12 protein-coding genes and 2 pseudogenes are annotated in these 19,300 nt (G+C 37.4%); 8 read left to right on the top strand and 6 right to left on the bottom strand.

Features of this window, described 5'->3' with window-relative positions; all coding sequences use genetic code 11:
* A pseudogene (locus IQ215_RS08665) lies at positions 1-424 on the bottom strand (AarF/ABC1/UbiB kinase family protein); the annotation flags it as partial.
* A 220-nt stretch (positions 425-644) separates the two neighbouring features.
* Between IQ215_RS08665 and IQ215_RS08670 the strand changes: the two are divergent.
* Positions 645-1,945 (top strand): annotated as a pseudogene (locus tag IQ215_RS08670) (hypothetical protein).
* A gap of 384 nt (positions 1,946-2,329) precedes the next feature.
* Here IQ215_RS08670 and glmU read toward each other — a convergent pair.
* Positions 2,330-3,682, bottom strand: a complete 1,353-nt coding sequence (gene glmU / locus IQ215_RS08675; protein WP_193800921.1) for a bifunctional UDP-N-acetylglucosamine diphosphorylase/glucosamine-1-phosphate N-acetyltransferase GlmU — start codon at positions 3,680-3,682, stop codon at positions 2,330-2,332.
* A gap of 667 nt (positions 3,683-4,349) precedes the next feature.
* Here glmU and IQ215_RS08680 point away from each other — a divergent pair.
* The 6 genes from IQ215_RS08680 (at position 4,350) to IQ215_RS08705 (ending at position 12,113) form a co-directional block, all read left to right on the top strand.
* Positions 4,350-5,459, top strand: coding sequence for a site-2 protease family protein (locus IQ215_RS08680; protein WP_193800922.1), 1,110 nt, complete (start codon positions 4,350-4,352; stop codon positions 5,457-5,459).
* A 151-nt stretch (positions 5,460-5,610) separates the two neighbouring features.
* The gene (locus IQ215_RS08685; protein ID WP_193800923.1) at positions 5,611-6,870 is read left to right on the top strand and encodes a SufS family cysteine desulfurase; all 1,260 of its coding nucleotides are present in this window, start codon (positions 5,611-5,613) and stop codon (positions 6,868-6,870) included.
* 98 nt (positions 6,871-6,968) lie between these two features.
* Entirely contained in the window at positions 6,969-7,811 is an 843-nt protein-coding gene (locus IQ215_RS08690; protein ID WP_193800965.1) for a universal stress protein, read from the top strand.
* Positions 7,812-7,907: 96 nt separating this feature from the next.
* Positions 7,908-8,510, top strand: coding sequence for a DUF1517 domain-containing protein (locus IQ215_RS08695; RefSeq protein ID WP_193800966.1), 603 nt, complete (start codon positions 7,908-7,910; stop codon positions 8,508-8,510).
* A gap of 20 nt (positions 8,511-8,530) precedes the next feature.
* Positions 8,531-9,424 (top strand): hypothetical protein, encoded by an 894-nt coding sequence (locus IQ215_RS08700; RefSeq protein ID WP_193800924.1) that lies wholly within the window; start codon positions 8,531-8,533, stop codon positions 9,422-9,424.
* A 454-nt stretch (positions 9,425-9,878) separates the two neighbouring features.
* Positions 9,879-12,113, top strand: a complete 2,235-nt coding sequence (locus IQ215_RS08705; protein WP_193800925.1) for a transglycosylase domain-containing protein — start codon at positions 9,879-9,881, stop codon at positions 12,111-12,113.
* Positions 12,114-12,165: 52 nt separating this feature from the next.
* Here IQ215_RS08705 and sipA read toward each other — a convergent pair whose 3' ends face one another.
* The 3 genes from sipA to ubiE all read right to left on the bottom strand — a co-directional run bounded on the left by sipA (position 12,166) and on the right by ubiE (position 14,686).
* Positions 12,166-12,384, bottom strand: a complete 219-nt coding sequence (sipA, locus tag IQ215_RS08710) for a regulatory protein SipA (RefSeq protein WP_193800926.1) — start codon at positions 12,382-12,384, stop codon at positions 12,166-12,168.
* A 192-nt stretch (positions 12,385-12,576) separates the two neighbouring features.
* On the bottom strand, positions 12,577-13,812 hold the full coding sequence (locus IQ215_RS08715; RefSeq protein ID WP_193800927.1) for a DUF445 domain-containing protein: 1,236 nt from the start codon (positions 13,810-13,812) through the stop codon (positions 12,577-12,579).
* Between the two features lie 166 nt (positions 13,813-13,978).
* Positions 13,979-14,686 (bottom strand): bifunctional demethylmenaquinone methyltransferase/2-methoxy-6-polyprenyl-1,4-benzoquinol methylase UbiE, encoded by a 708-nt coding sequence (ubiE, locus tag IQ215_RS08720; protein ID WP_193800928.1) that lies wholly within the window; start codon positions 14,684-14,686, stop codon positions 13,979-13,981.
* Positions 14,687-14,960: 274 nt separating this feature from the next.
* Between ubiE and IQ215_RS08725 the strand changes: the two genes are divergently transcribed.
* Positions 14,961-15,908, top strand: a complete 948-nt coding sequence (locus IQ215_RS08725) for an aldo/keto reductase (protein ID WP_193800967.1) — start codon at positions 14,961-14,963, stop codon at positions 15,906-15,908.
* A gap of 165 nt (positions 15,909-16,073) precedes the next feature.
* Here IQ215_RS08725 and IQ215_RS08730 read toward each other — a convergent pair whose 3' ends face one another.
* A complete protein-coding gene (locus IQ215_RS08730) occupies positions 16,074-19,184 on the bottom strand; it encodes an alpha-mannosidase (RefSeq protein WP_206688558.1) in 3,111 nt (1,036 codons plus the stop codon).
* Positions 19,185-19,300 lie beyond the last annotated feature (116 nt).

The following is a 19,300-nucleotide window of genomic DNA, read 5'->3' on the forward strand; positions in this document are numbered from 1 at the left end:
GTTGATCTTGTAAGCTGGTTAATTCTTCTAAATATGCAGGGGAAACTAAGTCGGGGCGGGTGGAAAGGGCTTGACCAATTTTGATGTAGGCAGGACCTAGTTTGGTTAAAATCTTTCTGAGTTTTTCTGCTTGTTTTTTTTGATGTTTTTTTGATGTACCCCAGAGGGAATGCCACCAGTTAGTTAACATAAAGGAGGCGAAGGGAAAGGAAATATTGATTAATCTTGCTAATACTTGGAAAGGTTTGCCCCGATAATATTTAATGATAGTATCTGGATTGTATTCCCAATCTTCTGGGCTAATGTCTGTAATCGGGCCCAAGTTTTCTTGATGTTGTTTGGGGGAAGCTACAATTTCTGACTGGACATCAATTATCGTTTCTTCTTTATTTAATGGGTTTTGGGGGGAAGTAGTTTGAGTCATGAGATCCGTACTATTTTATTTAGTATCTGGGGTTGTTAGTCATTGTAACAAGATCTTAACATTTTTCTCACTATTCTCCCGAACTGTTGACGGTGTGGAAATTAGCAATTGATCTATTGATTTTTATGGATTATGAGTCTTTGAGGTTGAGGGATAAGAACTGAAAAAAGGCCTTGTAGTTATACTGAGAAAAGAAGATCAAGTTATTAGGAGACAAAATATGAACCCCAATCCCGCCATTATGAAATCTGTGGAAAAATTAGATTATCGTGTCACGGTGGGTGATGTCGCTTCGGAGAGTGGTTTAGATGTTGCTTTTGCCCAACGGGAGTTGTTGGCCTTGGCATCGGAAGCGGGAGGACATTTACAAGTAGCGGAAACGGGGGATATGGTTTATGCTTTCCCCAATGATTTTCGGGCTATTTTGCGTAATCGTTACTGGAAGTTAAGAGTTAAACAATGGCTTTCTAAGGCATGGGAAGTGATTTTTTATTTGATACGTATTTCTTTTGGTATTTTGTTGATTGCGTCTATTGTAATTTTAGCCGTTGCGATCGCCCTTATTGTGATCGGACTTTCTGCTTCAAGGGGTGATAATGATAACCGTGGTAATGATTCTCGGGGAGGAGGAGGAATGATGTTTGTGCCAAATTTTTGGCTGATGCCTAATCCTTTCTCTATTTTTAGCCCCCGTTACCACCGCAATAATTACTATTATCAACAGTCTTATCAGGGTAATATATCTCAACAATCTAAACAAGAGAGTGAGTTAAATTTCCTTGAAAGTATTTATTCATTCTTATTCGGTGACGGTAATCCTAACCCCAATCTGGAGGAAAGAAGATGGCAGGAAATTGCGGGGGTAATTCAAAACAATCAAGGTGCAGTCATAGCCGAACAAATTGCCCCTTATCTCGATAACATTAACATCTATAATGAAATGAAAGGGACGAAGATTATATGTTACCTGTGTTAACCCGTTTTAATGGTTATCCTGAGGTGTCAGAAACGGGGGACATTATTTACTATTTCCCTGAACTACAGGTTAAGGCAAAGGTAAAAGAAAAAAGCTCTATTGCTCCTTATTTGGAGGAAAATAAATGGCGGTTTAGCATTGCCACCAGTTCACAAAAAATCATGGCATTTGGTTTAGGGGCGGTTTATTTTATCTTGGTATTGGTTTTTTCTTCCCTTACTAAGCAAGATATATCTACTTTATCCCCCGATTTAGTTTCCTTTGTGGATTTTGTGCGTTTTATTTATCCTATTCTTGTCAGTTATTCTGTGGCTTATTTAACAGTGCCTTTAGTTCGTTATTTTTGGATTCAAAATCGCAATGCTAAAATCGAAAAACGTAATGATAATAGGCAAGAGAGGGCTGGTTTATTGATAGAAAATAGAGAGCAATTACAACCTAAAATTAATTATGCCCGTCAATTTGCTAGTCAAAAAGTGCTTAGTGAAGATAAGATGATTTACTCTAGTGATCGAGATATGTTAGATAATTTATTAGAAGAATAAGTCATTAAAATATGCTCTCCCCTAGCCCCTAGAAGACTGGGGGGGAACTTGATTTAACTTCAATTTGGGATAATCGTCGTTAATGTGCTAGAGAAGTTGTGCCACGTCCGTACAGATTACAGGTTACGGGTATTAATACCAAATCCGATTTGTAATATGAAATATAAAAAAGATTGCTATAAATATAATTCGGCTGGGATGTCATTTTAAAGGCTTTATTTGTCGCAAACATTTAAGTATTTCATATAAGATTTACTATCATCCACTTGCCACAGTTGACAATAAACAATTATTATCTTTTTTCTGTTGCCTGTTCCCCGTTCCCTGTTCCCCACTCTAATTAGTATATTTTGATTTACGAATTTAATATAAGCTGATCAAATGCTAATTATTTCTTGAGTGCCAATTATCGATATTTTTTTGTTTTTGACGGGCGATCGCCAATGCCCCATCAGGTACATCATGGGTAATGACTGAACCCGCACCGATGGTAACATCTTCACCGATGGTAACGGGGGCAACAAAGACACTATTTGAACCAGTCTTGGTGCGATCGCCTATAACCGTAGGATGTTTATTAACTCCATCATAGTTAGCGGTAATAGTACCAGCGCCTACATTAACTTGATTACCAAGGGTAGCGTCCCCAATATAAGATAAATGAGCCACATTCGTTTTATTACCAATGGTGGATTTTTTCACCTCCACAAAATTTCCTACCCGACAATTTTCGCCAATATTTGCCTGTCCTCGCAAATGAGTATAGGGGCCTATTTTGCCCCCCGAAGCCACCCGACTATCGGTAATGGTGGAATAAAACACCTTAACATCTTCCCCAAGGTGACTATTTTCGATAAAACTACCAGGGCCGATGTGACATCCTGAACCAATGATGGTATTACCCCTTAAATGGGTTTGGGGTTCGATAATCACATCACTGCCAAGGGTGACGGTATCTTCAATGGTAATGCTATCAGGATCAATCATGGTTACCCCTGCCATCATCCACGCTTCTTTTACCCTTGCTTGTAAAATATCATAGGCCACGGCCAATTGACGACGATCATTAATACCATTAATCTCTAAAGAATCATCAACATCCAAAGCCATGACGGGGTTTAAATAATCCACTACCTCGGTGAGATAATATTCTTTTTGGTCATTATTGGTGCTGAGTTTCGGTAATACTTCTTTAAGGGCATCCCAGTTAAAACAATATACCCCCGCATTGACTCGGGGATTCTGTTTTTGGGCAGAACTACAGTCTCGATGTTCTACAATTTGTTTAACAATATTGGTGCTGTCGCAAAATACCCTTCCATAACCCGTAGGATTGGATAAATTAGCAGTGAGGAGGGTTGCTTGGTTTTTATTTTCCTTGTGGATGGTGATTAATTTTTGAACTGTTTCGGGGCGTAATAGGGGTACATCACCGTTTAAAACCAATAAATCTCCTGAAAAGTCTTTGAGGGGTTCGAGTAACTGTTGAATGGCGTGTCCTGTGCCTAGTTGCTCTTTTTGTTCAACAAATTCTACCTCTTGAAGGTGATGGAGGGCTTCTTTTATTTTATCTCCTTCATAGCCGATAATGATGGCGGTGCGATCGGGTTTTATCAGTTCACAAGAGGCGATCGCCCTTTCCACTAAAGTTTTATTTCCTAAAGGATGTAACACCTTAGGAAGTTTGGATTTCATTCTAGTTCCTTTGCCTGCGGCAAGTATTGCAACTGCTAACATGAGATATTTTTACTACCGTTTGCCCTAGAGTATATCATCAAAGGATTACCTTGGTTTAGTTGAAAATTTAGCAGATATGAAAGATGGAGAGGATGAAAGGTTAAGGGTGGCTTTATCATTGTGGGAAATAGAATTAAAAGCCCTGCAAAATTAAGAGATCAAGATATTGTAACTGTGGATAATTTACTGTTCTTTGTTTGCTATTAATAATTATTATTTAATTTAAATTTATTCTTTAGACTATCTTTTTTGCTAATCTTATTACTGTGCTTTTGTTTAACTGTTTATCATAGACAAACTTTTTTAAGTTATAACAAACAATGTTAATTTAATCTGAGTTCGAGATAAAATTTATAGTCTTGTAAAAGTGTGAACCATTAACAATGGACAGTGAAGAACTATTGCCTGTTCCCCGTTCCCTGTTACCTTCTCCCGATTGACAAGCATTATCCCGAACTGAAGTTAATTTAGTCAGCACATACTTGAGGATTAGAAATAAATAGTAAAAAATAACCGAACAGAAATAGAGTGATTACCGCTCTAATTTTATTTTTTCTGTGGTAAGAAGTATCATATTATAGTAGTAGCAATAATTAAAATTATTTCAGAAAATCGTATCTTTAAAAGCGATTGAAAATGTTCAGTTAAATAAGGAGACAAACAATATATGAACGGTAACATCAGAGTGGGGAATCTATTCGGAATTCCCTTTTATATTAATCCATCATGGTTTTTAATCTTGGGTTTAATGACTCTTACCTACGGTGGACAATTAGCCTTTACTACCGAACTTCCGGGAGTAGTGCCTTGGTTGGTGGGTTTATTCGCTTCTTTACTGCTTTTTGCCTCAGTGTTAGCCCACGAATTGGGGCATAGTTTTGTGGCCATTTCCCAAGGAATTGAAGTTAAATCCATTACCTTGTTTATTTTTGGTGGTTTAGCATCCCTTGAAAGAGAATCAAAATCCCCTGGGGAAGCCTTCGCCGTTGCGATCGCAGGGCCCCTTGTCAGTATAATTTTATTTGCTATTTTCACGGCAATTCAAACCACCGTTACTCTACCTTTAGCATTATCGTTAGTGGTATCCTTATTGGCTTACATTAACTTAATTTTGGCATTGTTTAACATGATTCCTGGCCTACCCCTTGATGGTGGTAATGTGTTGAAAGCCATCGTCTGGAAAATTACAGGAAATCCCCAAAAAGGTGTTATTTTTGCAGGACGTTTTGGACAGTTTTTCGGTTGGACGGCGGTTATCATTGGTGCATTGGGTACTTTGAATGTCATTACTTTTGGTAACTTTTGGACAGTGTTAATTGGTTGGTTTTTACTTCAAAACGCAGGAAATGCCGCCCAATCGGCGAGATTAGAAGATAAGTTAAATCACTTTAGTGCCGGAGAAGCCATCACCGAAGAAAGCCCCATTGTAAAAGAAAATATCACCCTAAGAGAATTTGCCAACAATTACATCATCGGTAAACAACCTTGGCGTAAGTTTCTTGTTACCAACGAAGACAATATTTTAGTAGGGGTGTTGGAAGTGGAAGATATAAAAGGTATTTCCACCCATCTTTGGGGAGAAACAACCATTAAGGAGTTAATGAAATCCCATGATGATGTGAAAACCGTTATTGATACCGAAACCCTATGGGAAGTTGTCAAAATGCTTGAGCAACAAAAAGAGTCGGAATTAACGGTAGTTAAAGAAGATGGTACATTGTTAGGTTTAATTGAGAAAAAAGGTATCACTAAACTTTTACAATCTCAAAAGTCTTAATAATAAGAGCCTTCTATACCAATGGGCGATGAGAAAACGAACATGGTGGGTAGTTTTGCCCATCTTAATTCCATCAACTGATTATGTTAAAATGGGTATCATTCTTGACCTGAAATTGCTATTCCTAATACACTAAGAATATAACCCTGTTATGACTGTAACTCAAGTAAGTGCGATCGCCCCAAACCTCAGAAAAGATTTTCCCATCCTTCACCAAGAAATCAACGGCAAACCTTTAATTTATTTTGATAATGCGGCTACCTCCCAAAAACCCACCGCCGTTATCAACGCCCTCAAAAATTACTATGAGTTAAACAATGCTAACGTCCACCGTGGCGCCCACAGTCTTAGCGGTAGGGCAACGGATGATTACGAAGGGGCAAGGGATAAAGTAGCAAAATTTATTAATGCCCGTAGTCGTAACGAAATTGTCTATACCCGTAATGCCAGTGAAGCCATTAACATTGTGGCCTATACTTGGGGTTTGGCGAATCTCAAAGAAGATGACGAAATAATTTTAAGTGTCATGGAACATCATAGCAACATTGTGCCATGGCAAATTATCGCCCAAAAAACAGGCACAAAAATCCGTTTTGTAGAACTAACGGACACCGAAGAATTTAATTTGCAACAATATAAAACTTTCCTCAACGAAAAAACTAAATTAGTATCCATTGTTCATGTTTCTAATACCCTCGGTTGCATTAACCCCGTAGAAGAAATTATCAATCTTGCCCATCAACAAGGCGCGAAGGTTTTAATTGATGCTTGTCAAAGTCTTCCCCATATGCCCATTGACGTTCAGGGGATGGATTGTGATTGGTTAGTGGGTTCTGGCCATAAAATGTGCGCCACCACAGGCATTGGCTTTTTATATGGTAAAGAAGAACTATTATTGAAGATGCCTCCTTTTTTGGGGGGAGGAGAGATGATAGGAGAAGTATATCTTGATCATTTTACTTGCGGTGAATTACCCCATAAATTTGAAGCGGGTACTCCTGCCATTGGAGAGGCGATCGCCCTTGGCGCCGCGGTGGATTATTTGAGTAGTATTGGCATGGATAAAATTCACCAATATGAGGAGCAATTAACCGCTTATTTATTTGAGAAGTTGAATAAAATTCCCCATCTAAAAATATATGGTAATCAACCCACCCCCGATGGTCAAGGAAGGGCTTGTTTAGCCGCTTTTAATGTGGATGGCATTCATGCTAGTGATTTGGCTACCCTCCTTGATAACGAAGGGATTGCCATTCGTTCGGGGCATCATTGCACCCAACCTCTCCATCGATATTTAGAAATTTCTGGCAGTGCTAGGGCGAGTCTTTATTTTTACAATACCTTTGAGGAAATAGATACTTTTGTTAAGGCACTCCAAGAAACCATCGATTTTTTCACCCAGATGATGTAAGCAAAAAAAATATGGCTGTTACAAAATTTTAGATTTTCTGGCCCTCAATCACTGTATTTTAAAAAATGAATATAAATGCTCATAAAATACAAAATGCCATGTTAAAGAAAATTTTATACGCCGATTCGGGAAATGGTCACACCCAAGAAATGTTAAAAACTTTACAGGATATTCCTGCTTTTCAAAATTGTGACCTAACCATCTTACACGTTGTTTCCCCCCAAACCAGCGCCGATGCCCTCGAAAGTAAATGGGAAGAAGGGGGAAAGATTTTGGCAGACATCGTTAAAAACGTAGAAATTGATCCTAGTAAGGTTGCCACTATCCTTAGACAAGGTGAACCGAAAGACGTTGTTTGTCAGGTAGCCCAAGAAATTGACGCAGACTTGATTTTAATGGGTTCTCGGGGTTTAAAAAGGTTAGAATCTTTCTTGGAAAACTCTGTTAGTCAATATGTATTCCAACTGAGCGATCGCCCCATGCTCTTGGTCAAAGATGATATATATGTAAGAAGGATAAAAAGGGTAATGCTGGCTCTAGATAAATCAGAGGCTGCCCAATATGCCCTTGAGTTAACCATTAATATGCTCAAAGACTATCGGGAAGCAGAATTATATCTAGTGAGGGTAAACCCCGATTTAGATGCCAATGTGGATTTATCTAAAACCGAAATGGAACAAAACCCCATCCTTGCCCCTGCCCTTGCCCAAGCTAAAAGAATGGGAATTAGTACCCGTTGTATCGTCACAGGGGGTAAACCAGGGAAAAAAATCTGTCAGTTAGCCGAAGAAAAAGACATTGATTTATTATTATTAGGCTCTCCTGATCGTCGTCCTTCCATTGCTAAAAGTTTGGTAGATTTAGATCGTTTACTGGGTTCTTCTCTTTCTGATTATATTCGAGTCAATGCCAATTGCCCTGTTTTATTAGTGAGAAAATAAGGTTTCAGGTTTGGGGTTTTAGGTGATGTGTCCGTACAGGTGTTAGGTAAATGGGTAATTTAATTATCCATTATCAATTCTCCATTATCAATTATTATCATGTCTATAGGCGATCGTTTTAATAAAATTAGAGGCAAAACTAGATTTGTTGTCTCTCGAATTTTTATCCATTTACAAGGGGAAGAAATAGCTCCTTTATTGGGGGTATTAAATGAAAATGCCCGTAGTGCCGTCGATGCGGATGGTGATTTGGAAGTGATGGGGGAATGTTTGGTTAATGTTTGCCAAAGTTTACTCCAATATCAAAACTATTGGCGTAGTGCTTCCAATGAAGGTGACGTAGTCTGGAATGAAGGTGAAGCCGGGGATTATGTAGAAGAATTGTTCACCGATTCAGCTAACCGCTATCTTTCTCAACCCGATGTTACTCCCATGGTAGAGGAAAACGAACTTCTATCCTTGCCCATCACCGATAACTTAATTGTTATGATTACGGTAGCCTTTGAAGGGGAATCCCCCGACATTGAAACTGATTTAGGGGAATATGATGCCCTTAGTGAAGGTTTAAAAGCTCTCATTAGTCTTAATTATAAAGGGGGATACCGTGCGATCGCACTTCACTTCTCCCCCGCCCGACTAGGAGAAATCCTCACCGAAGAACAAACCATTCTCAATTTCCCAGAATTAGTACCACTATAAAAAAGTATCCATACATTACAATGTTTAAGAAATTACTCGCTATATGTTTAGTCATCACCCTCGGTTTTACTACCGTTGCCTGTGGCTCAAACAACCCTAGCCGTAACAATACCAACTTTACCAACAACACAAGCCCAACCGCTACCAATAATATCCCCAATGGTCAATATCCCGTCCAACAAGCCACTTTTAACGATGTAGATGGGGAATATAACCTAATGCTATTAAATACCCCCTCTGGTAGTCGTCCCAACTTCATGACTACCGATTTACAGATGGCAAGGTTAACCGATGAGGAAATCGAAGCAGGTAAACAAACCTACGTAGAAATTAACGGTAGTGATGCCGTGATGCACCTTACCGAAGATTTTCGCATTGAATACATCCACAACGAAACCGAAACCGTCACCAACCCAGACACGGGCAGACAAGAAACCGTCATTGTCAGACAACAATCTAGCTTCTGGAGTCCTTTTGCGGGAGCATTAGCAGGACAAGCCATTGGTAATATGTTATTTAGTCCCCAATATTATGTTCCTCCCGTATATCAACCAGGGGTAACTTTAACGGGTTTTGGGGGTTATGGCAGTAGCTATAGTCAAGCGGTGGACAGCTATCGTAGTAACCATAATACTGTGCCTCCTGTGGAAAAAAACCGCCAATCGGTACGCACCACGGGAACTATTAGAAACAGTCAAACAGGGGTTGTGAAAAGAACAAACCTTAATAATACTAGGTCAACGGGTTCTGGAGTTGGTTCTAGTAATCTCCGTAATAATAATACATCTAACAGCACTACCAGACAAAGAAATAATAGCAGTTTTGGTACTAATCGTAACAGCGGTAGTACAACCCGTCGTACTCCTACTCGTCGCAGTAGCGGTAGTAGTGGTTTCCGTCGTCGTCGTCGTTAACTATCGGAGCAAAAAAATTAATGGGGTGGATAGGTTTTGGGTTTTAACTAATTCCTAATTCCTATCACCTTAATGAAACCTCAATTTGGGATAATAATTATATCAAGTTCGGATAATTCGTTGTAAATAAATTGTACCCCAGTCCCACCATGTAATGAATCACACGGCTAATGGTAGTTCGTTCAATAAATTGAACTAAGATATTAATATTGCTAATTTGTAAGTGATCAAGCGGATTTTATAATTATTAGTCTGGTTTAGTATCATGCTTGACGATAAAAACTTTACAACGGTTTTCAAATTTTTAAATAATAGCCAGAAATGGTTGAAAATATTTACCTTACCATTGCCCGTTGCCCATTCCCTATTCCCTACCTTAACTAAAAAATCTTATCTCGAACTCAGGTTAAAATAGTAGCTACAATTTTTTCATCAATGATTATCATTTGGCACCATGGGTAAAAAATCATCATCCCCTGCAACAATAGATAAAATGGTAACGGGAGTTTTACAAACTATCCAAGCCCAATTTAATCTTCCTAAGTTAAAACAAGGTGCGATCGTTCCCAAAATAATACTTAAAAATGGTAGTAGTGGTAAAACCCACGAATATCCACTATTAGGAGAACGTTATATAATCGGTAGAAATAAAAATAGTTGTGATATTATTCTCCGTAACCCCATCATTAGTCAGATTCATTGTGCCGTTGAAAAAGATAAAAAAACCAATAGATTTAAGATAAAAGATTTACAATCCACCAATGGAATTTACCTGGGCAAAAAACGTTACCAATCAATTGCCCTACACCATAATGATACTGTCACCCTAGGGCCTCCAGAGTTAGAAGATGTCATAGAATTATATTTTGATAAACCCCCCTCCAAATTATCGTTAATTCTTCGCTACGGATTATTTACCATGGCGGGTTTTTTAATTCTCATCAGTGCCGTTGTGGCGGTGGCGTGGTCAAGATATACTGTTTATCCTATGCCCCAAGGTAATACTGGTGCCACCGTGGTTTATGGAGAAGATGGGGTAACACCCCTTGCCCCTCGTATTTCTTCCCCCCATCGAGAGTTAGAAAGATTAAGTGATTTTTCTCCTTATTTACCACAGGCGTTAATTGCTTCGGAAGATTCTCGCTATTATTGGCATTTTGGGGTTGATCCTGTGGGGGTTTTACGGGCTATCCTCATTAATACGGGAGATAGTGGGGTAAGACAGGGGGCAAGTACCATTACTCAGCAGTTAGCCCGTAGTTTATATCCTGAGGTGGGTAGGGAAAATACTATTGCACGGAAGGTGCGAGAAATGATTGTGGCGACTAAGTTGGAGGCTGTATATAGTAAAGATGAGATTATGAAGGGTTATCTCAATCGGGTTTATTTGGGGATAAATCTTTATGGTTTTGAGGATGCGGCGAGATTTTATTTTGGCAAGTCAGCACGGGATGTGTCTATTGAGGAGGCGGCGGCGTTGGTGGCGATTTTACCTGCCCCTAATGCTTATAACCCTGTGCAGGATTATGATACAGCTTTAGGATTGCGTAATCGTGTCATTAGTCGTATGCTTTCTTTGAGTATGATAACAGAGGATCAGGCAAATAGTGCGAGAAGATCTCGCATTGAGATAACCCCCGAAGCAAGGGAGACTTTATCAAACACCATTGCCCCTTATTTTTATAGTTATGTGTTTGATGAGGTGCGGATGTTGTTGGGGGCTGATTTGTTGCAGGAGGGGGATTTTATCATCGAAACGGGGTTAAATTTAGAGTATCAAAGGGAGGCGGAAAATTCCCTTAAGGATTATATTAATACTAATGGATCTCGTTTTAATTTTGACCAAGGGGCGATCGCCACTATCAACAGTCAAACAGGAGAAATTGTTGCCCTAGTGGGGGGAAAAGACTTCCAAGAAAGTCAATTTAATCGAGCCACCCAAGCCCAACGACAAGCCGCCTCCACCTTTAAACTATTCTCCTACGCCGCTGCCCTCGAGGCTGGAATCTCCCCCCATAAAACCTATTCTTGTGCCGCTTTACAATGGCAAGGGGTACAGTTTCGCCCCTGTAATAACTTTTCTGCCCCCATTGATATGTTTGTGGGCATGGCAACTTCAGAAAATGCCGTGGCTTTACGCATTGCCCAAGATGTGGGCTTAAATAAGGTGGTGGCTATTGCAAAAAAAATGGGTATAAATTCCCCCCTAAATCCTGTACCTGGTTTAGCCCTGGGGCAAAGTGAAGTCAACGTTTTAGAAATGACAGGGGCTTATGCCACTATTGCCAACCAAGGGGTATGGAATCGCCCCCACGCCATCAACGTCATTCGAGATGGCAGAGACTGCGAAAACGTAGATGAATATAATACCTGTAGGGAAGTATATCGTTTTAATCAAGGGGGTTATGAAAGTAAACAAGCTATTACTCCCCAAATTGCCCAAACCATGCACCAAATGTTTCAAAGGGTTGTTACTTCAGGCACTGGTAGAAATGCCAATATAGGTAGGGGGGAAGGGGGTAAAACAGGTACGAATTCCCAAGGTATTGACTTGTGGTTTATTGGTTATAGTCCTCAAGATAACCTCACCACAGGAGTATGGTTGGGCAATGATGATAATTCCCCCACTAGGGGAGGTAGTGCGCAGGCTGCTTCTTTATGGGGTAGTTATATGAGAAAATTACTTTAAATGGCTTTTTTCTCGTAAAAGTGCGTCTTTATTTTAAATATTGAAAAAACTTTTATTCTACTTTTTCAAAATATTGATTTTCTAACAAAAAGGCTTTTTGGGTAAAACGAATTGCCCAATATCCGCTTGGTTTTGGTGATAAAATAATTCCTTCTTCGCCTATGGCTATTTCTGAGGCTGATTTTAGCATGGGCATGGGTTCAGCTGTTTTGAGGTATGGAGGTAATTTTGTTACCCTAATTTTGTCCCCTACTTTTAATGTTTGTTCCATTTTTTCTAGTGTTTAATTTATCTTTGTAACTTGGATTTTAATTAGGGTGCGCTGATCAAAAATATCCTATCTAATTAGTAAATTCTACCATTATTCACGGTATAATCAATGACGTAGCTAAGGATTAATATTCAATAAATTGAACAAAAAGTTATATTTTGATTTACGGATTTAGTATAAATTATTAAAAAATTAGTTTAAAAATAAAATAATAGCTTGTAAAGCACCAATAAAAAATCCTAAAATTCCTCCTAAATTAACGATCGCCTGTAGCTCACTTTTAACAATAGATTGAGTGGCATTTTCTAACTGTTCGGGGGAAGTATCTTTGATACGATCAATAATGACTTGATCTATGGCTAAAATAGGGATTGCTTGGGTGACAATTTTTTCTAAATCTTCTTCTAAATACCTTTCCAAAATTAAGGCTAATTCTTTACTCACAACCCCCAGGGAACTATTAACCACGGTGGAGGATTGGAGACGACTAATAATTAAAATTGAAACCTTATCCCAATCAATAGAAGCACTAAAATCCTGTAAAAAATCTACCCCTTTTTCTTGAATATATTCCCTAACAATTTTTCCTGTAGTTTGTCTCAATTGTTTAACAGTGGCTACGGGTAAATTTTGTAAAGATAAGGTAAGAAAAAATTCCTTTAAACGGGTTCTAACTTCTAAAGATAATAATATTTCTTTGATGCGTAAATTAGCGGTTTCTTTTTCATCTAAACAAAAAGTTCTTAACCTTTGTAAGCTATTTTTTACCCCGAACAAATTAGCCACTACCCAATAAGTACCGCTAGTTTTTTCCCTAAATCCCTCATCGATAACAGTTATGTTTCTGTCTGTCAAAAAATTAACTAAATTTTCCCGTAAAAAATCGGGAGAGAATACAGCCTTTAATAACCAGTCTGATAGTTGTCTGGCTTGATTTTCCGTTAAAGTAAATTCTAATAAAATACGGTCAAAAATTTGATCTATTTGAGCTTGAAAAAAATTCTCTTTTCTGGCTAAGGCTCTTAATAATTTCGGGAAAGATTCTCCAAATAAATCCCTTAAAATATCGGCTAAAATTCGAGCAGTTTTATTTTCTTTATCCTCCTTAATTTGCTTTAATGCTAACTGTAATAACCAAACGATCGCCCCTTCAACCCTTTCAGTTTGTAATAATCTTTTAGCTAACTTTTGTAACTCTGAAGGAGTCAAAAGAGAACCCATAATAGTATCAGAAACCCTTTTAGCTAATCTTTCTTGATTTCGGGGAATTAAACCGGGGGTAAAAGGAAGTCTTTTTTTGAAAATAAATACGGGGCGATAAGGTCGAAATAGCATATTAATGGCTAAATCGTTGGTAAAATAACCTATTACTGCTCCTGCGACGGGGGGTAAAGCGTATTGCCACCAGTTATTGAATCCTAAAAACATTAATTCTTGTTGATAACTGTTTTTTCTTGCTTTCTTTTATTATTTAAATAAATAGATTTGCAAAATTAATGATGATATTTGATGGTTAAAAAATTCTCACAAGGGGCTTATGCCTTCTGGATAAATTTATTTAATATTTTAACTTTTCAAATAAAAATTTTATTAGTTATTTTGTTAATACTAAGACCCCCATTATACCACCAGCTAGGGGGTAATGGATAGCCGAATTAAATCCCGCTTTTTGTCCTAATTTTATTTGTTCCTCACCACAGGGAAATCGGTCTAAACTGGGATTAATATAAGCATATTCAGCCGTTGAGCCAAAATATTGAGCCATATTAACCACAATATTATCTATATACCATCTTTGGGCTTGGGCTAATAGGGAATCAGAAGGGCGATGAAAATCAAGAATGGCGACTTTAGAGTTAGGTTTCAAAACTCGGTGGATTTCTTGGAGGGCCAGGGGTATATCAACAACGTTTCTGAGTCCATAACCCATGGTGGCACAGTCAAAGGTATTGTCATCAAAGGGGAGAGTTAAAACGTCACTTTCTATCCAAGTTATATTATTGATAGAGGGTTTTTGTTGTTGTTTTTCTTGGGCAACGGCAAGGAGTTGGGGGGAGAAGTCAACGCCGTAAACTTTGCCGTGGGTGATTTGTTTTGCTAATAAAAAAGTAAGATCACCTGTACCACAACAGAGGTCTAAACCTTGATGATGGGGTTGGGCGTTGCTCCATTTTACCGCCATTTTTTTCCAAACATGGTGAACCCCAAAACTAAGCCAGTTATTCATTTGGTCGTAGATAGGGGCAATGTTGTTAAAGATGTTTTGAATTTCTTTATCAGTGGGTTTGGTGGATGATGTCATACTAAGTCCTATTTTAATAATATACCAATATAGGTTAAGGCAGGAAACGGGAAACAGGGAACAGATAATAATGTTTTATTCTCAATTGTCAGACGGTGGATAATACTAAACTTTACTAATCGGATTTGCTGTCATGGAGTTTGTTTGGAATTAACTGGCTTTTTCGGTATGATTCGATCTAGTGTATCGATTTTTGATTTGTGATGAGGGAGGTATTCGGTTGACTTTTGTGGAATCAAGGATTAAGGTGGCGGATGATTTATCTTTGTCTGTGATGGGTTGTGGCACTTGGGCTTGGGGAAATCAGTTTTTGTGGGGTTATACTCCCGAGATGGATGGGGAGTTACAGAGGGTTTTTAATTTGATGGTGTCGCAGGGGGTGACTTGGTTTGATACGGGGGATTCTTATGGCACGGGGAAATTTAGTGGGCGCAGTGAGTCTCTTTTGGGTCGGTTTGTGGCAGAATATGAGGGGGAACATTGGGGGGATATTGCGATCGCCACTAAACTAGCGGTATATCCTTGGCGTTTAACTCCTCAATCCATGGTCAAAGCCTGTGAAAAATCAGCTCAAAGACTGCAAAAACCTGTGGATTTGGTACAGTTACACTGGCCCCCTACCAAGTATTTTCCATGGCAAGAAAAGCCCCTTTTAGAAGGGTTGGCGAGGTTATATCATCAGGGTAAGGTAAGGGCGATCGGTTTGTCTAATTATGGCCCTGATAATTTACTCAAAGCCCATCAGTTTTTTCAAGCCCAAGGGGTGAAAATTAGTACGTTGCAGGTACAATATTCTTTACTTTCTACCTATGCCATTTCTGAGTTAGGGTTAAAAGATTTATGTCGGGAGTTGGACATCAAAATTATCGCCTATAGCCCCCTAACGTTGGGTTTATTGACGGGAAAATATGGTTTAGATACTCCACTACCTAAAGGCTCTCGACGCTTCTTATTTAAGCAATTATTACCCAGTATTCAACCTCTTTTGGATCGGCTAAGGGCGATCGCCCTTAACAACGGCAAAACCATGGCACAAGTAGCCATCAATTGGTGTATTTGTCAGGGTACAATCCCCATTCCGGGAGCAAAAAACCTGCAACAAGCCCAAGACAATATAGGGGCGCTGGGGTGGCGTTTGAGTAATCAAGAAGTAAAAGAATTAGAACAAATTGCCCTTAATTTGGATAGAAAAATGATCCAAAATATATTCCAAACCAGTTAATAAATTATATGGCATTGGTGAATTAAGGTATGATTTCTTGTTGAGGAAGGGAACAGGGAACGGGGAATAGGGAACAGTTATAATATTTAGAAGTCTTAGTTTTTTGTGTAATTCAATAATGTTTCATACTCAAAATCAGCAATGCCAATCAAAAGTTTGCCAGTTTTAACCATTACCCATTTTCCTTAAACTATAACTAGCAATTTCAGAAGGTTTAATATAGTTTAAGTTGTCTTCATCAAGGGGATTTTCTAAGATATTAACCTTATGTTCAATGGTTAAATCTAAACTATTTTGTAAATCAAAGTTGCTAACCCGATGGGCAGATTCATAAAAACGCAAAATTACTTGATTTTTATCATCATATCCCTGTTTAAAACAAGTTAAAATCAGATTATCAGAGCCTAAATTTAAAAACTCCTGTTCAGGGGGAAAAATGTCAAAATGGTGTTCATTTTCCGCCAAAACTACTACTTGTAAAGGTACATTTAATTCATAGCCTTTATTAACTGTTTTAGCCTCTTGCCAACCCTGATGATGGGGATAAATAGCATAATTGAAATTATGCACCATCATATCAGAAGTAGCGTCAGGCCATTTAGGGCTACGTAACAAACTTAGTCTAATTTGATTTGGCTTAAAATCATGACCATATTTACCATTGTTAAGTAAACTTACTCCATATTCGTTGTTACTTAAATCAACCCAATGATGGGCGCAGATTTCCCATTTGGCTTTTTCTAGGGCAGTTTTTGGATTAGTGGGATATTCCATTACGGCGCAGGGGGTTTCATAACAAGCTGTTGGGCTATTAAAATTGAGGGGAAAGTTAACTTTTAAGAGAGTATATTCTTCTTGCCAATCAATGGTATTTTCTATATGAATTATGGGGCTATGGGAGTATAAGATATATTTTTGAGTAAAGGTTGATTTATTATATTTTTTGACGACTTCTATGATTTGTCTTAATGCTCCTTTTTCTAAACATTTTATCTCTGTTAATCTGGGATTTGGTAAGGGTTTTTGTTCATAATTAGGATCAATATTCCAAGCATCCCAATATTGTCCTTTATCTTCAAATAGTTGTAGTTCGTTGGCTTCTTGATTAATGATTTCTTTATTTATTTGATAATCATAAATATTAACAATATTTCCTGTTTTTGGATTTATTTTTGCGGTTATATATTCATTTTCTAATATAAAATCTGTAGTTATAATTTCATCTGGTTGAACTTCTTCTATGGGAGATAAAATTAATTGAGTATAGCCTATTTTTGGAATATCATTAACTAATACTAATAGTTTATTTTCTTTACTGATTTGGGTTATTAATATATTGCCTTCTCCATCTTCTACTTGATATTTATTGCCTTCTATATCAATTTCTATGATTTCTGAGCGTTGCCAGTTTAAACTATTAAAAATTACTACTCTTTTTTCTCCTTTTGATAATACTCTTTTTTTATTATCAATATTAAGGGCGATCGCCCTTAGACAATCATTTAAAATTAATTCACCTTCTTTAATTACTTCATTCCAAATTTGATTAGCTTCAGTAAAAACAGGAGTAATCGAAGTACCGGGTAAAATATCATGAAATTGATTTAATAATATTTTTCGCCATAAATCATCAATTTTATGTTGACTACCAACAATAGTGCTATTGATTAAACTATACTTTTTATTTAAAATAGTAATAATAGTTAAAAACAATTCAGCCTGAAAAAGTAGTTTTTCAGAATATCTATTAAAATATTTTTGCTCTCCATGGGTAGTATAACAACCTCGATGTAACTCCAAATATAACTCCTCATCCCACAAAGGAATATCATCACCCAATTGATGACTAATCTTATCTAAATAATCTTCCGCCCTAGCAAAAGTAACTTGTGGAAAAAAGGGAGAATCATCATAACGTTTCACTACATCTAACATATCACGGGTTGGACCCCCTCCATGATCACCCACCCCAGGCAACCAAAAAATATCCTTTAACCCTGTCTGTTTTTCCCAAGCCACACTGTAATCACTCATTACTACTGGATTAGTATTCATTACCCCCGCAATATTGGGGGGAGACATGGTGGTAAAAATACGACTACCATCGGGAGATTGCCACCAAAAACAACCATGGGGAAACTTGTTGGTATCATTCCAATGTAATTTGCCTGTGACAAAATAATCAATTTCCCCTAACTTCATAATTTGTGGCATTTGGGCAGGAAAACCAAAACTATCGGGTAACCATGCTACTCGATTATATTTTGTAAATTTTTCTTGAAAATATTTTTGTCCATATAATATTTGTCTAATTAATGATTCTCCACTAATTAAATTAACTTCTGGTTCAACCCACATTCCTCCTAATATTTCCCATGTGTTATTTTTTACTTTAGTTTGAATTTGATTAAATAATGATTTATTATGGTTTTCTATCCACTCATATAAATAAGCCGTAGTATGTCCAAAAGTTAATTGAAAAGTATTTTTTTGTAAATTTAATACAGAGTTAAATGTTCGTTGGGCAACGTCATAAGTTTCGTCCATTGTCCATAACCAAGCCATATCTAAATGGGCATGACCTAATAAATAAAAGTTTCTTTCTTTGATAATTTCTGAAAGGGATAATAGTTTATTTCTAAACTCTATTAAGGATTTATTAAATATATCTTGATTTTTAATATTACCCCAATCGATAATTTTTAAACTATCATTGATAGTGGTTTTATATTCAGGGTAGAAATTATTAATATATTGTGATAAAACTGTTAGTTCATTGGCAACTAAACTAGGATCAACTTTATTATAGTTGCTTTCATAAAGACAACGAGAAATCATTAATCCCCCAATATCATGACCAGGACTTGTTAATTTTAAACTAATAATAAATTCCTGCTCACATTGAGCATTATTAGTAACTAAAACTCGGCTAGAGGAGTCGAATAAATCTCCCTCACAAACCAATGTACCATCAATAAATATTTGAGCTGATTTGGCCCACCATGTTAAATTAATACGTAGAGATAAGTTATTTAAGGGATAATGATTAAGATGATGAGGAATAGTTACTTTTTGAATAAACCAGCGCACCTTATCCCCTTTTTCCCATACTAAATATCTTTTTTCGTTGGGGATAGCCTGTTGCCAATTATCATCGATATATATGGGAGGATGATTTAAATTTTGGTCAGTAAAAAACCAATTATTTTGTATATCTAATTCTGTCAGATTTCTGAGGTTATTAATGGTTTGCTCTAAGGAGATATTTTGGGTCATAATTTAAACTATTTTAGATAATAATTTAAGGGCGATCGCCCCTAAGATAATAAAAAACCTATAGACAAATAAAAACTAACAATAATAAAGATAACAAAAAATATTAAATCAAAAAT

This window comes from Cyanobacterium stanieri LEGE 03274 (genome assembly GCF_015207825.1).
Classification (GTDB): Bacteria; Cyanobacteriota; Cyanobacteriia; order Cyanobacteriales; family Cyanobacteriaceae; genus Cyanobacterium; species Cyanobacterium stanieri_B.

Bases quoted from the DNA above. Each gene is read 5' to 3' on its own strand.
- IQ215_RS08680 (WP_193800922.1), top strand. From the start codon at position 4,350: ATGAACGGTAACATCAGAGTGGGGAATCTATTCGGAATTCCCTTTTAT.
- ubiE (WP_193800928.1), bottom strand. From the start codon at position 14,686: ATGACATCATCCACCAAACCCACTGATAAAGAAATTCAAAACATCTTT.
- IQ215_RS08730 (WP_206688558.1), bottom strand. From the start codon at position 19,184: ATGACCCAAAATATCTCCTTAGAGCAAACCATTAATAACCTCAGAAAT.
- IQ215_RS08705 (WP_193800925.1), top strand. From the start codon at position 9,879: ATGGGTAAAAAATCATCATCCCCTGCAACAATAGATAAAATGGTAACG.
- glmU (WP_193800921.1), bottom strand. From the start codon at position 3,682: ATGTTAGCAGTTGCAATACTTGCCGCAGGCAAAGGAACTAGAATGAAA.
- IQ215_RS08715 (WP_193800927.1), bottom strand. From the start codon at position 13,812: ATGTTTTTAGGATTCAATAACTGGTGGCAATACGCTTTACCCCCCGTC.
- IQ215_RS08685 (WP_193800923.1), top strand. From the start codon at position 5,611: ATGACTGTAACTCAAGTAAGTGCGATCGCCCCAAACCTCAGAAAAGAT.
- sipA (WP_193800926.1), bottom strand. From the start codon at position 12,384: ATGGAACAAACATTAAAAGTAGGGGACAAAATTAGGGTAACAAAATTA.
- IQ215_RS08700 (WP_193800924.1), top strand. From the start codon at position 8,531: ATGTTTAAGAAATTACTCGCTATATGTTTAGTCATCACCCTCGGTTTT.
- IQ215_RS08725 (WP_193800967.1), top strand. From the start codon at position 14,961: ATGGGTTGTGGCACTTGGGCTTGGGGAAATCAGTTTTTGTGGGGTTAT.
- IQ215_RS08690 (WP_193800965.1), top strand. From the start codon at position 6,969: ATGTTAAAGAAAATTTTATACGCCGATTCGGGAAATGGTCACACCCAA.